Source organism: Streptococcus oralis, from assembly GCF_019929345.1.
In the GTDB taxonomy this organism is placed as follows: domain Bacteria; phylum Bacillota; class Bacilli; order Lactobacillales; family Streptococcaceae; genus Streptococcus.
On record NZ_JAHZPJ010000003.1, the window covers coordinates 131492 to 144396 of the forward strand.

At 41.5% G+C, this 12905-nt stretch carries 13 protein-coding genes and 1 riboswitch; of the genes, 10 read left to right on the forward strand and 3 right to left on the reverse strand.

What is annotated here, in order from left to right; genetic code table 11:
* Nucleotides 1-195: 195 nt before the first annotated feature.
* The 4 genes from K1I97_RS03795 (at nucleotide 196) to K1I97_RS03810 (ending at nucleotide 4851) form a co-directional block, all read left to right on the forward strand.
* Nucleotides 196-1425 (forward strand): glycosyltransferase, encoded by a 1230-nt coding sequence (locus tag K1I97_RS03795; RefSeq protein WP_223331378.1) that lies wholly within the window; start codon nucleotides 196-198, stop codon nucleotides 1423-1425.
* 235 nt (nucleotides 1426-1660) lie between these two features.
* Nucleotides 1661-1749: riboswitch (glycine riboswitch) on the forward strand.
* A 90-nt stretch (nucleotides 1750-1839) separates the two neighbouring features.
* A complete protein-coding gene (locus K1I97_RS03800; protein ID WP_223331347.1) occupies nucleotides 1840-3162 on the forward strand; it encodes an alanine/glycine:cation symporter family protein in 1323 nt (440 codons plus the stop codon).
* 130 nt (nucleotides 3163-3292) lie between these two features.
* Entirely contained in the window at nucleotides 3293-3841 is a 549-nt protein-coding gene (locus K1I97_RS03805) for a carboxymuconolactone decarboxylase family protein (protein WP_033680925.1), read from the forward strand.
* 110 nt (nucleotides 3842-3951) lie between these two features.
* Nucleotides 3952-4851: a TDT family transporter gene (locus K1I97_RS03810; RefSeq protein ID WP_132973506.1), complete on the forward strand. Its 900-nt coding sequence runs from the start codon at nucleotides 3952-3954 to the stop codon at nucleotides 4849-4851.
* 25 nt (nucleotides 4852-4876) lie between these two features.
* Here K1I97_RS03810 and serS read toward each other — a convergent pair whose 3' ends face one another.
* The 3 genes from serS to K1I97_RS03825 all read right to left on the reverse strand — a co-directional run bounded on the left by serS (nucleotide 4877) and on the right by K1I97_RS03825 (nucleotide 8103).
* On the reverse strand, nucleotides 4877-6151 hold the full coding sequence (gene serS / locus K1I97_RS03815) for a serine--tRNA ligase (protein WP_132973508.1): 1275 nt from the start codon (nucleotides 6149-6151) through the stop codon (nucleotides 4877-4879).
* Between the two features lie 213 nt (nucleotides 6152-6364).
* Complete coding sequence (locus K1I97_RS03820) at nucleotides 6365-6736, reverse strand: DUF956 family protein (protein ID WP_132973510.1); 372 nt, start codon at nucleotides 6734-6736, stop codon at nucleotides 6365-6367.
* Between the two features lie 2 nt (nucleotides 6737-6738).
* Nucleotides 6739-8103: an aspartate kinase gene (locus tag K1I97_RS03825; protein WP_000869649.1), complete on the reverse strand. Its 1365-nt coding sequence runs from the start codon at nucleotides 8101-8103 to the stop codon at nucleotides 6739-6741.
* A gap of 202 nt (nucleotides 8104-8305) precedes the next feature.
* Here K1I97_RS03825 and K1I97_RS03830 point away from each other — a divergent pair, with 202 nt between their 5' ends.
* From K1I97_RS03830 to fabD, 6 genes are all read left to right on the forward strand, one after another.
* Entirely contained in the window at nucleotides 8306-9091 is a 786-nt protein-coding gene (locus tag K1I97_RS03830; RefSeq protein ID WP_093586704.1) for an enoyl-CoA hydratase, read from the forward strand.
* A 90-nt stretch (nucleotides 9092-9181) separates the two neighbouring features.
* The gene (fabT, locus tag K1I97_RS03835; protein ID WP_000386342.1) at nucleotides 9182-9616 is read left to right on the forward strand and encodes a fatty acid biosynthesis transcriptional regulator FabT; all 435 of its coding nucleotides are present in this window, start codon (nucleotides 9182-9184) and stop codon (nucleotides 9614-9616) included.
* Complete coding sequence (locus K1I97_RS03840) at nucleotides 9616-10590, forward strand: beta-ketoacyl-ACP synthase III (RefSeq protein WP_223331348.1); 975 nt, start codon at nucleotides 9616-9618, stop codon at nucleotides 10588-10590. Before fabT ends, K1I97_RS03840 begins: the two co-directional genes overlap by 1 nt.
* A gap of 57 nt (nucleotides 10591-10647) precedes the next feature.
* Nucleotides 10648-10872: an acyl carrier protein gene (locus K1I97_RS03845; protein ID WP_000257840.1), complete on the forward strand. Its 225-nt coding sequence runs from the start codon at nucleotides 10648-10650 to the stop codon at nucleotides 10870-10872.
* Between the two features lie 117 nt (nucleotides 10873-10989).
* On the forward strand, nucleotides 10990-11964 hold the full coding sequence (gene fabK, locus K1I97_RS03850; protein ID WP_223331349.1) for an enoyl-[acyl-carrier-protein] reductase FabK: 975 nt from the start codon (nucleotides 10990-10992) through the stop codon (nucleotides 11962-11964).
* Entirely contained in the window at nucleotides 11957-12877 is a 921-nt protein-coding gene (fabD, locus tag K1I97_RS03855) for an ACP S-malonyltransferase (protein ID WP_223331350.1), read from the forward strand. Before fabK ends, fabD begins: the two co-directional genes overlap by 8 nt.
* Nucleotides 12878-12905: the final 28 nt, after the last annotated feature.

Consider the following 12905-nt stretch of genomic DNA (forward strand, 5'->3'; position numbering starts at 1 on the left):
TTTTATTATTAATCTAATAACGATTATGTGCTTAAAACTGAATTGGATATTAACCACTGAAATGGGGTTGGCGATATTATTGGTAGCATTTCAGTGATAGGAAAATCAGATATTTAGCTTAGAGGATAAAGAGAACTTGGTGATGTCTATTCGTTATCAACTAGGAAAAATTGATATTGGAGAGAAGTGATGAGAATGTATCATAAAGTGATTGCTCTTGGAGCGGATATTCATTACCTTGATAAGGTAGAAACCGTAATAAAATCCGTTTCGGTTCATAATCATGAAGTGAAATTTTATGTGTTTAATGACGATTTACCTAGTGAATGGTTTCTTTTAATGAGAAATCGCCTTAAGGTCATTGGTTCTGAGATCGTCAATGTTAAAAAAACGGCTCACAACCTTCGTGATTTTCGCTTGCCAAATGCAATTCTATCCTATGCTACTTTCTTTAGGTATTTCATAGCAGATGAAGTACAAGAAGACAGAGTTCTCTACTTAGACTCAGATATGATCGTAAATGCAAGATTGGATGAATTGTTCTCCTTAGACTTACAAGGCTATGCCATTGCAGCTGTTCAAGATTTTGGACAAGATGGTTGGTTGACAACCTTTAATGCGGGTATGTTGTTGATTGATGCGAAGAAATGGAGGGAAAATCATTCGACAAAAAGTTTACTAGAGTTAACTGTCCAACATCATGAGCATGTTTATGGAGATCAAGGCGTTCTCAACATGTATTTTGGTGACCAGTGGCTACATTTGAATAAAGAGTATAACTTTATGGTTGGTTTGGATCAATTTTTACATTTAACAGGCAACAGTAAATGGTACGAATCTGACTATTATGGAAATTCTGAACCTAAGATTATTCACTATACCTCAGAGTTTAAACCATGGACTCATTTAACTTTGACTCGTTTTCGTAAATTGTGGTGGTTTTATTATGGTTTGAATTGGAACGATGTATTATTGGAAGCAGATATTATCAGACGTTCTTTTAATGAGCTAGTGAGAGCACCGTTATATCATACTTGTATTTTTACAAATAGTGCTATTTTAGAATCAATAGAATATCTTTTGACAGAACTATCAGAAGTTCATTTTACAATATTAGCGCCAACAAATTTTGCTGATAGTGTAGTTGATATGCAACGATTTTTAAATCTATCAATTTATCCAAATTTTAATCCTTTTAATATGAAAGAAGCTTTGGATAATATGGATTTTTATTTGGATATCAATCATGGTGGAGTTGTAGAAACTATTGTAGAAGAAATTGGTAATAAACATAAACCAATTTTTGCTTTTGACAATACAAACCATGAATTGAGAGGAAAAAGTCGTATTTTTTCGTCAACTGAACCGGAGAAAATGGTAGAAGCCATTCGAAAATTTTTAGGAGAAGCACCGAGTGGGAAATGAGTTTAGATAACATTTTAAAATTTATCAGAAAGTTATGATTTCTATTGAATTATGGCTCTACTTTCGGGGTAATAAGGCCATTCATACAGTAAAAACTGGTGAACTAATTTCTATTTTATTCATAAACACATTGACAACTTCCAACATTTTTTGTAAAATAATAAAAAATTAAATACCAACACCGAATGAAGTTTAATAGAAGTGGAGAAACGTTTGATTTCCCATGACTGTAAATGGACGGAACTCTGGAGAGACCGTAAAGGCACCGAAGGGGCAAGGCAGGTAACTGCTCAAACTCTCAGGTAAAAGGACAGAGCTAAGATAGACCGCTTTTTGGCATTTATCTAAGCATTCCAGAGTACATGTATCCTGCATGTGCTCTTTCTTTTGGGGTTGAAAAGATAGGAGAAGGATATGTTAGAATTGCTAAAAGCGCTTGATGCTTTCGTTTGGGGGCCTCCCCTCTTGATCTTATTGGTCGGAACAGGTATCTATTTGACCATCCGACTAGGCCTTTTACAAGTGGCACGTCTTCCAAAGGCCTTTCAGTTGATCTTTACCAAGGATAAGGGGCATGGCGATGTATCGAGCTTTGCTGCTCTATGTACGGCTCTAGCAGCCACCGTTGGTACGGGAAATATCATCGGGGTTGCAACTGCTATTAAGGTTGGAGGACCAGGGGCCCTCTTTTGGATGTGGATGGCAGCCTTCTTTGGGATGGCGACCAAGTATGCCGAAGGCTTGCTGGCCATCAAATATCGCACGAAGGATGCAAATGGAGCTGTAGCTGGAGGACCCATGCACTACATCCTTTTGGGAATGGGAGAAAAGTGGCGTCCACTTGCTATCTTCTTTGCCCTAGCTGGTGTATTGGTGGCTCTTCTAGGGATTGGTACCTTTACCCAGGTCAATTCTATTACAGAATCCATTCAAAATACGGCTCAAGTGGAACCAGCTATCACAGCTCTCGTTTTGTCTATTTTTGTAGGAATTGCAGTCTTTGGTGGACTCAAATCCATTTCAAAGGTTTCGACAGCAGTCGTTCCTTTTATGGCCATTGTCTATATTTTAGGAACTCTTACAGTTATTCTCTTTAATATCGAGAAAATCCCTGCTACACTTGCCCTCATCTTTACTTCAGCCTTTAGTCCAGCAGCTGCGGTAGGTGGTTTTGCAGGTGCCAGCATTCGGATGGCTATCCAAAATGGTGTGGCGCGAGGAGTCTTCTCTAACGAATCTGGTCTTGGTTCAGCTCCCATTGCAGCAGCTGCGGCTAAGACAAATGAGCCTGTCGAGCAAGGCTTGATTTCCATGACAGGAACCTTTATTGATACCCTCATTATCTGTACGTTGACTGGTTTAACAATCTTGGTAACTGGGATTTGGAGTGGTGATTTGAATGGAGTTGCCTTGACCCAGTCAGCCTTTTCAACAGTTTTTTCACACTTTGGACCTGCCCTTTTGACCATCTTCCTTGTACTCTTTGCCTTTACGACGATTCTTGGATGGAACTACTACGGAGAACGCTGTTTTGAATTTCTCTTCGGTGTTCGCTTTATCTGGCTTTACCGTGTGGTCTTTGTAGTCATGGTCTTGTTGGGAGGATTTATCGAGCTGGATATGGTCTGGATTATCGCAGATATCGTCAATGCCTTGATGGCTTTGCCAAACTTGATTGCCCTTTTGGTCTTGTCACCAGTCGTTATTGCTGAGACTAAAAAGTATTTTAAACACTAACCCAATCACACTTTTCGTGTGATTTTTTCATTTCATAGACAGTTCCTATCAAGGCGATTGAAAATATATATTATCCAAGTGAAAAATTCTATGATAGACTAAATGACAACAAAATGAAAAGAGGTTTCTTATGACAACATTTACCATCCATACAGTGGAATCAGCACCAGCAGAAGTAAAAGAAGTTCTTGAAACAGTACAAAAAGACAACAATGGCTATATTCCCAACCTAATCGGTCTCTTGGCCAATGCCCCTACCGCGCTTGAAGCCTACCGAACTGTCGGAGCCATCAACCGTCGCAATAGCTTAACACCAGTGGAACGTGAAGTAGTGCAAATCACAGCTGCTGTAACCAATGGTTGTGCTTTCTGCGTTGCTGGTCACACAGCCTTTTCAATCAAACAAATCCAGATGAATGATGATCTTCTTCAAGCCCTCCGCAACCGTACTCCAATTGAGACAGATCCAAAACTAGATACTCTAGCTAAGTTTACCTTGGCGGTCATCAATACCAAAGGGCGTGTGGGAGATGAAGCCTTGACTGAATTTTTGGAAGCTGGCTACACGCAACAAAATGCCTTGGATGTGGTTCTCGGTGTCAGCTTAGCCAGCCTTTGCAACTATGCTAACAACCTAGCCAATACGCCTATTAACCCAGAATTACAACCCTATGCCTAGTTCGAATCCTAAATAAAAAATGAAGGCTGATCTACCCAGTCTTCATTTTTCTGTGCTATTTTAAAGGCTTTTATGCTATACTGATAATAATATGATTAACGGAGGTTGCCATGAAAAAACTCCCCTTGGTATTTTCTGGTTGTTTGTTAGGTTTGGCAGGTGCAGGAAACTTGATTGCGGATACTTGGCCTGTTCTGTCGCATTTATTGAGTCTGACTGGTTTAATTTTGTGTATTTTCTTTCTGATTCTTCATCTTTTTAATTGGGAAGAAACCAAGCAAGAATTGACCAAGCCCCCTCTTTTATCTGGAATGGCTACTTTTCCCATGGCTGGGATGATTTTATCGACTTATGTCTTTCGTTTGTTTCCTCATCTTCCTTTGATATCACAAGGGCTCTGGTGGTTTTCCTTTCTCTTGGACCTCGCTTTAATCACTTACTTTACCATTAAATTTGCCTGTCCAGGCAAGAGAGTCAATGCGACTCCTAGCTGGACGGTGCTCTATGTGGGGATAGCAGTAGCTGCCTTGACCTATCCTCTGGTAGGCATCGTTGAAATTGCCTATGCAACCTTGATTTTTGGTTTTGTCTTGACCTTCTATCTCTATCCGCTTATTTATAGGGATTTAAAGAAACATCCACTCCCAATGGCCTTGCTTGGACAAGAAGGAATCTACTGTGCTCCCTTTTCCCTACTCTTGGCCTCACTAGTTCGAGTTGGAGGGGCAAGCTTGCCAACATGGCTCTTGATCGTCATGATCCTAGCGTCTCAATCTTTCTTTTTCTTTGTTTTAACTCGCCTGCCCAATATTTTAAAACAAGGCTTTCAACCAGCTTTCTCAGCCTTAACCTTCCCAACCATCATCACAGCTACATCGCTTAAAATGGCTCAGGGAATTTTGAAACTTCCTTTTCTGGATTATTTGATATTGGCTGAAACCCTCCTTTGCTTAAGTATTTTACTCTTTGTCTTGAGTGGTTATCTAATTTGGTTACGAAAAAAGGTCTAGCTATCTTCTAGCTAGGCCTTATTTTTTATGGTTTGATAACTTCAGCTCCACCCATATATGGACGAAGAACTTCAGGGATGGTCACAGAACCATCTGCGTTTTGGTAGTTTTCAAGAATAGCAGCCACTGTACGTCCAACTGCAAGTCCAGAACCGTTCAAGGTGTGAAGGAGTTTCACTTTGCCATCGGCTTCATCACGGTAACGGATTTGAGCACGACGAGCTTGGAAATCTTCTGTATTTGAACAGCTTGAGATTTCACGGTAGGTATTTTGGGCTGGAATCCAAACTTCCAAATCGTAAGTCTTGGCAGCTGAGAAGCCCATATCTCCAGTAGAGAGCGCGACCACACGGTATGGAAGATTAAGCTTTTGAAGAATATTTTCAGCGTTGGCTGTCATTTTTTCTAATTCTTCATAAGATTCTTCTGGTTTGGCAAATTTGACCATTTCAACCTTGTGGAATTGGTGCAAACGAATCAAGCCACGTGTGTCACGGCCTGCTGAACCTGCTTCAGAACGGAATGATGGGCTCATAGCAGTGAAGTAAATTGGTAGGTCTTTTCCATCAAGGATTTCATCACGGTAGTAGTTTGTAAGAGGCACTTCAGCTGTAGGAATGAGGACATAATTAGTGTCTTTCAATTCAAAAGTGTCTTCCTTGAATTTTGGATATTGACCAGTACCAAACATAGAATCATGGTTGACCATGTAGGGAGTGATGACTTCGGTATAACCTTCTTTGCCATGCTCGTCCAACATGAAGTTGTAGATAGCACGTTCCAAACGAGCCCCAAGTCCTTTATAGAAGAGGAAACGAGCCCCCGTCACTTTTCCACCACGTTCCCAGTCAAGGATACCAAGGTCTTCCCCAAGATCCCAGTGAGCTTTTGGCTCAAAGTCAAACTCGCGTGGAGTTCCCCAACGGCGAACTTCGACGTTGTCATCCTCATCAGCTCCAACAGGAACGCTGTCAGCTGGGATGTTTGGAAGAGTAGTGGTAAATTCTGTCAATTTAGCATCGATTTCTGCCAATTCAGCATCGAGAGATTTTACTTCAGCAGAGAGAGCTTGCATAGCAGCAATCTTGTCATCAGCATTTTCCTTATTACGCTTGGCTTGAGCAATCTCTGCAGAAACTGTGTTACGTTCTGCCTTGAGATTTTCAACTTTGACCAAGATGTCACGACGTTTAGCGTCGATTTCTTTCATCTCGTTCAAGACTGCAGCATCTACACCACGTGTAGCCAATTTTTCAGCGACAGCATCAAAGTCTGTACGAATACGTTTGATATCTAACATAAGAACTCCTTTATGAAAAAAGCACACCTAACAAAGCGTTGGAGTGGCAGGGCCACGGTTCCATCCAACTTCACAGGTGTGCACTTGATTCTGTATTTAATTGTGAATAACGGTAGAATTTCACCTATCCCTCCTATCTGCTCGCAGCACCCGCAGACTTTCTGAAAGAAGAGGATAACCTACTTATCCGTTGCTATGATTATACTAAAGTTTCTACTTTTTTGCAAATAGATTTTTAAATTTTTGTCCAATGGTCTGGAGTAAAGTAGGAAGTTTCACAACTTTGTCATTACCAAGTTTTTCTCGAGCGATTTTGAGAATAGCTCCAGAGTCTTTGGAAGCAAAGAGGAATTTTCCTTGATCAGTGAAGACTTCAAAGTGGCGACTGATTTTGCGACCAGTTACGTTGGCTCCGATTTGCTGAATGTTGGACCAGGGAATTTGGATATATTGTTCGACGTTGACATCAGGATAAAACTCTAAGGCTTGATTCCCGACTAGAAATTTTCCAACCTTTCCAGAGATAGAGAGGTAAGATGTTCCAGTGGTTTGGAGGTCAATGACTTTATTGAGAGATTGGGCCATGATCAGTCTTCCTTACTTTCATCGAAAAAGGCATGGTAGAGAGCCTTGATAGCTGCTTTTTCTTGATCTTTATTGACAACAAACATGATGGAAACTTCACTTGAACCTTGGGACATCATCTGGATGTTGATTTTATTCTCAGACAAAGCACGTGTTGCAGTAGCAGTTACCCCGATATGACTCTTCATCTTTTCTCCGACAATCATAATGATTGAAAGGTCATGTTCGATTTCGGCATGGTCCACTTCAGCCTTTTGAACGAGCTGACGTAGAATTTCTTCTTCTTTGATAGGAGTCAACTCACGGGAGCGGAGAATGATCGAAAGATCGTCGATACCTGTTGGCATGTGTTCCCATCCGATGTTAAGATCTTCGAGAATTTGCAGAACCTTGCGTCCAAATCCAACTTCACGGTTCATGAGGTATTTCGACATGTTGATGCTGACAAAGCCAGAATCACCAGCGATTCCAACGACTGGGAATTTATCACTGCTATGCTTTAGAACGATACGAGTACCCGGATGGTCAGGGTTATTGGTGTTTTTGATAACGAGAGGAATTTTCCCACGGTAAGCGGGTAGAAGAGCTTCATCATGAAGAACTGAAAATCCAGCATAAGCCAACTCACGCATTTCACGGTAGGTCAATTCAGGGATAGAATGAGGCTGGTGAATGATACCTGGATGGGCAGCAAAGATACCGTCTACGTCCGTAAAGTTTTCATAGAGATCAGCCTTAACACCGGCAGCGATGATGGAACCAGTTATGTCGGATCCACCACGGGAGAAGGTACAGATTTGATTTTCTTTAGTGACCCCAAAGAAACCAGGAATAACAAGGACTTCGTTGCTGTCAGCCAAGCCTTCAATCTTGTCATAACTAGAGGGAATGATGCGAGCATTCCCAGGTTCGCTTGTTACGATAATTCCCGCTTCTCTAGGGTGAACATAGCGCGCATCGATGCCGTTTTGGTTAAAGTAAGCTGCGATAAGTTTGGCATTGTTGTTTTCTCCAGCTGCTAGGAAGGTGTCATAGAGAAAGTCATTTTCCTCAATAGGAAGAGTCGCTAAGGCACGGATGCTTTTAGAAATTTTTTCTAGAACTGATGGTTTTAAGCCTAGTTCGCTCACCATAGCCGCATAGCGATCGATGATCCAGTTTTGGCTCTTGCTGATATCATTTCCTGCTACATAATCACGATAGTATTTGATCAAGGCATCTGTAACCTTGGTATCCTCAGAATTGCGTTTACCCGGTGCAGAAACGACCACAAAACGGCGCTCTTTATCGCTTTTAACGATGTTTAAAACTTTTTCTAACTGACTAGCAGAGGCAAGAGAGCTTCCGCCAAATTTTACAACCTTCATAGGGACTCCTCAAGTAAGTATTTTATACGATTATAGCAGAAAGAGGGCCTTTTTTCAATGAAGAAAATAGTATAGTCTTTAGGATAAAGTGAGCGTTTTGATCAGCCGAGACACTTTCGATTGGTTTTCTCTTGCCTCTTTATCTAAAAAAAGGTATACTTTGACAATGAAATAATTTTATCACCTTATAAAAGGAGAAGCTATGAATCATATCCTATATCAGATCCTAGATGATCTTGCTATCATTACTTTGAATCGTCCCGAAGTGGCAAATGGTTTCCATATCCCAATGTGTGAGGAGATTTTAGAAGCTTTAACCTTAGCAGAACAGGATCAAGCTGTTCAGTTTATCTTGATTAACGCGAATGGGAAGGTCTTTTCAGTTGGGGGAGATTTGGTTGAGATGAAGCGTGCAGTGGATGAGGATGACATTCCTTCTTTGAATAAGATTGCAGAATTAGTCAATACAATCTCCTATAAAATTAAGCAGATCCCTAAACCTGTTTTGATGGAGGTAGATGGAGCAGTTGCTGGTGCTGCAGCCAATATGGCAGTAGCAGTCGATTTTTGTTTGGCGACTGATAAGGCAAAATTTATCCAAGCCTTTGTTGGAGTGGGATTGGCGCCAGACGCTGGTGGGATCCATCTCTTGAGTCGTAGTATCGGAGTAACACGGGCTGCGCAACTTGCCATGACAGGAGAAGCTTTGACTGCGGAAAAAGCACTGGAATGGGGCGTGGTATACCGTGTTTGCGAGGCAGATAAGCTAGAAAAGACAAGAGAACAAGTTCTGAAGAAATTAAGACGAGGCTCAGCAAACTCATACGCAGCCATTAAAAAGTTGGTTTGGGAAAGCCAATTTAAGGATTGGCAGAATTATGCTGAACTGGAATTGAAACTGCAAGAATCTTTGTCTTTAACTGAAGATTTTAAAGAAGGAGTTCGAGCTCATTCTGAAAGAAGACGACCAAAATTTTCAGGAAAATAAAAAAATACTTGCGCAATTCTTTGAAGTTTGATATACTTTTTTTGTCAAATGTTTTGAATACAAAAGTTTTTTTGAGAAGGAGGGAATACTTTGGACTACCAACAAGTGAATGAGTATTTAACATCTATTTTTAATAATGTCCTTGTGATTGAGGAGGTTAGCTTACGAGGTAGTCGTTTCAAAGACATCTCCATCAAAGAAATGCACACGATTGATGTGATTGGCAAGTTCCCAGAGGCGACACCAAGTAAGGTTTCTAAAGAACTGATGGTCACTCTTGGAACTGTTACGACCAGCTTGAATAATCTCGAAAGAAAAGGTTATGTTGAGCGCATTCGTTCTGATCAGGATCGTCGTGTGGTCTATCTGCATTTGACAAAGAAAGGTCGTTTGGTTCACCGCCTTCATAAACGTTTCCACAAGGCCATGGTCGAAAAAATTATCGATGGTATGAGTTCTGAAGAAATAGAAGTGATGGGCAGGGGCTTGACTAATCTTTATCAATTTTTGGAGGATTTGAAATAATGGCTTTTGCAAAAATAAGCCAGGTTGCTCATTATGTTCCAGAGCAAGTGGTCACTAATCAGGACTTGGCTCAAATCATGGATACAAGCGATGAGTGGATTTCAAGTCGGACAGGAATTAAACAGAGACATATTTCAAAAACGGAATCTACAAGTGACTTGGCGACAGAAGTTGCGAAGAGCTTGCTAGATAAAGGGAGCTTAACAGCGGATCAGATTGATTTTATCATTGTAGCGACGATTACCCCAGACTCGATGATGCCTTCCACAGCAGCTCGAGTTCAGGCGAATATCAGAGCGCATAGAGCTTTCGCCTTTGATCTGACAGCAGCTTGCAGTGGCTTTGTATTCGCTCTCTCAACTGCAGAAAAGTTTTTAAGTTCTGGACAGTTCAAAAAAGGGATTGTTATCGGGGCTGAAACCTTATCCAAGGCAGTTGATTGGTCTGATCGTTCGACAGCCGTTCTCTTTGGAGATGGTGCTGGTGGCGTTCTCTTGGAAACGAGCGAAACACGGCACTTCCTCGTGGAAAGTCTCTATACAGATGGCTCTCGGAGCGAGTGTTTGACCTATGGTCAAACGGCTTTGGCTTCTCCTTTCTCAGATCAAGAAGCAGTTCCTGCTTTTTTGAAGATGGATGGACGAGCAGTTTTTGATTTTGCAAATCGAGATGTTGCTAGGTCAATCAAAGAGACCATTGAAAATGGTCCAATCGCAGCATCGGAATTGGATTATCTCTTGCTTCACCAGGCAAATATCCGTATTTTGGATAAAATGGCTAAGAAAATCGGTGTAGACCGAGAAAAGCTTCCTGCCAATATGATGGAGTATGGAAATACCAGTGCAGCAAGTATCCCGATTTTGCTTTCAGAGTGTGTGGAGAATGGCATGATTCGTTTAGATGGTAGCCAGACGATTCTCCTATCAGGCTTCGGTGGAGGTTTGACATGGGGCACACTCATTCTTACAATCTAGGTAATCATGTGGTAAACACATAGTTATAAATTTTTTATATTTTAAAGGAGTCCTATCATGGCAGTATTTGAAAAAGTACAAGAAATTATCGTTGAAGAACTTGGGAAAGACGCATCAGAAGTAACACTTGAATCTACTTTTGATGATTTGGATGCAGATTCATTGGACTTGTTCCAAGTAATCTCTGAAATCGAAGATGCTTTCGATATCCAAATCGAAGCAGAAGATAACTTGAAAACAGTTGGTGACTTGGTTGCCTACGTTGAAGAGCAAACAAAATAATTAACATATTACTAGAAGGAGTAGGGGAAACCCACTCCCTCTTGTTTAGGTAATAGTTTGAAACTCAAATGATAAACTCATCGAACTATTACGTAAGCAAGGAATGATGGAGGCACTATGAAAACACGTATTACAGAATTATTGAACATTGATTATCCTATTTTTCAAGGAGGAATGGCCTGGGTTGCGGATGGTGACTTGGCTGGTGCAGTATCAAAAGCTGGTGGTCTAGGGATCATCGGTGGTGGGAATGCACCTAAAGAGGTCGTAAAGGCTAATATCGATGAAATCAAATCACTTACGGACAAACCTTTTGGTGTCAACATCATGCTCTTGTCACCTTTTGTAGAAGACATCGTTGATCTCGTGATTGAAGAAGGGGTCAAGGTGGTGACAACTGGTGCAGGAAATCCAAGTAAATACATGACTCGTTTCCATGATGCAGGAATTACTGTTATTCCTGTTGTTCCAAGTGTTGCTTTGGCAAAACGTATGGAAAAAATTGGTGCAGATGCAGTTATTGCAGAGGGAATGGAAGCCGGTGGACATATTGGTAAATTAACAACGATGACCTTGGTTCGTCAAGTTGCTGCAGCTGTTTCAATTCCGGTTATCGCAGCTGGAGGAATTGCGGACGGTGAAGGTGTTGCTGCAGGCTTTATGCTTGGTGCTGAGGCCGTTCAAGTTGGTACGCGTTTCGTAGTAGCTAAGGAATCTAACGCTCATCCAAAATACAAGGAAAAAATCTTAAAAGCGCGTGATATCGATACGACTATTTCCGCTCAACACTTTGGTCATGCTGTTCGTGCCATTAAAAATCAGTTGACACGTGACTTTGAGCAGGCTGAAAAAGATGCCTTTAAACAAGAAAATCCAGATTTAGAAATCTTTGAACAAATGGGAGCTGGTGCTCTTGCCAAAGCCGTTGTTCATGGAGATGTAGAAGGTGGGTCTGTCATGGCAGGTCAGATCGCTGGCTTGGTTTCTAAAGAGGAAACTGTCGAAGAAATCCTAAAAGACCTATACTATGGCGCAGCCAAAAAAATTCAAGAAGAAGCCTCTCGTTGGGCAGGAGTTGTAAGAAATGACTAAAACAGCCTTTCTATTTGCAGGTCAAGGTGCTCAGTATCTAGGAATGGGGCGTGATCTCTATGATCGCTACCCTATCGTTAAGGAAATAATTGACCAAGCCAGTCAGGTTTTGGGTTATGACCTTCGTGACTTAATCGATAAGGAAGAAACCAAGTTAAACCAGACTCGCTATACGCAACCAGCTATTTTAGCAACCTCGGTTGCTATTTACCGGCTATTGAAAGAAAAGGGCTACCAGCCAGATATGGTAGCAGGATTGTCTCTTGGGGAATATTCTGCTCTTGTAGCAAGTGGTGCCTTGGACTTTGAGGATGCAGTTGTTTTGGTTGCTAAGCGTGGTGCTTATATGGAAGAGGCTGCACCTGCAGGCTCTGGAAAGATGGTTGCCGTTCTTAATACTCCAGTTGAAGTGATTGAGGAAGCTTGTGAAACAGCCTCTAAAGTTGGAGTAGTGACTCCAGCTAACTACAACACCCCAAGCCAAATCGTTATAGGTGGCGAGGTGGCTGCGGTTGACCGCGCAGTGGAACTCTTACAGGAAGCAGGAGCAAAACGATTGATTCCTTTAAATGTATCGGGTCCTTTCCATACAGCCCTTCTTGAGCCAGCCAGTCAGCAACTAGCTGAAGCTCTTGAGGGAGTGAGTTTCTCTGATTTTATTTGCCCACTAGTTGGCAATACGGAAGCTACTGTTATGGAAAAAGGTCGAATCCAAGAGCTTTTGACGCGTCAGGTCAAAGAACCTGTTCGTTTTTATGAAAGTATCGCTGTGATGCAGGATGCTGGGGTAACCAACTTTATTGAAATTGGTCCTGGTAAGGTCCTATCAGGCTTTGTCAAAAAAATCGATAAAACAGCTCAGCTAGCTAACGTTGAAGACCAGGCAAGCTTGGATGCTTTGTTAGGAAACTAATGATCCCTTCTCCCACAAAATACAACAG

Bases quoted from the DNA above. Each gene is read 5' to 3' on its own strand.
- K1I97_RS03795 (WP_223331378.1), top strand. From the start codon at position 196: ATGTATCATAAAGTGATTGCTCTTGGAGCGGATATTCATTACCTTGAT.
- K1I97_RS03800 (WP_223331347.1), top strand. From the start codon at position 1,840: ATGTTAGAATTGCTAAAAGCGCTTGATGCTTTCGTTTGGGGGCCTCCC.
- K1I97_RS03805 (WP_033680925.1), top strand. From the start codon at position 3,293: ATGACAACATTTACCATCCATACAGTGGAATCAGCACCAGCAGAAGTA.
- K1I97_RS03810 (WP_132973506.1), top strand. From the start codon at position 3,952: ATGAAAAAACTCCCCTTGGTATTTTCTGGTTGTTTGTTAGGTTTGGCA.
- serS (WP_132973508.1), bottom strand. From the start codon at position 6,151: ATGTTAGATATCAAACGTATTCGTACAGACTTTGATGCTGTCGCTGAA.
- K1I97_RS03820 (WP_132973510.1), bottom strand. From the start codon at position 6,736: ATGGCCCAATCTCTCAATAAAGTCATTGACCTCCAAACCACTGGAACA.
- K1I97_RS03825 (WP_000869649.1), bottom strand. From the start codon at position 8,103: ATGAAGGTTGTAAAATTTGGCGGAAGCTCTCTTGCCTCTGCTAGTCAG.
- K1I97_RS03830 (WP_093586704.1), top strand. From the start codon at position 8,306: ATGAATCATATCCTATATCAGATCCTAGATGATCTTGCTATCATTACT.
- K1I97_RS03840 (WP_223331348.1), top strand. From the start codon at position 9,616: ATGGCTTTTGCAAAAATAAGCCAGGTTGCTCATTATGTTCCAGAGCAA.
- K1I97_RS03845 (WP_000257840.1), top strand. From the start codon at position 10,648: ATGGCAGTATTTGAAAAAGTACAAGAAATTATCGTTGAAGAACTTGGG.
- fabK (WP_223331349.1), top strand. From the start codon at position 10,990: ATGAAAACACGTATTACAGAATTATTGAACATTGATTATCCTATTTTT.
- fabD (WP_223331350.1), top strand. From the start codon at position 11,957: ATGACTAAAACAGCCTTTCTATTTGCAGGTCAAGGTGCTCAGTATCTA.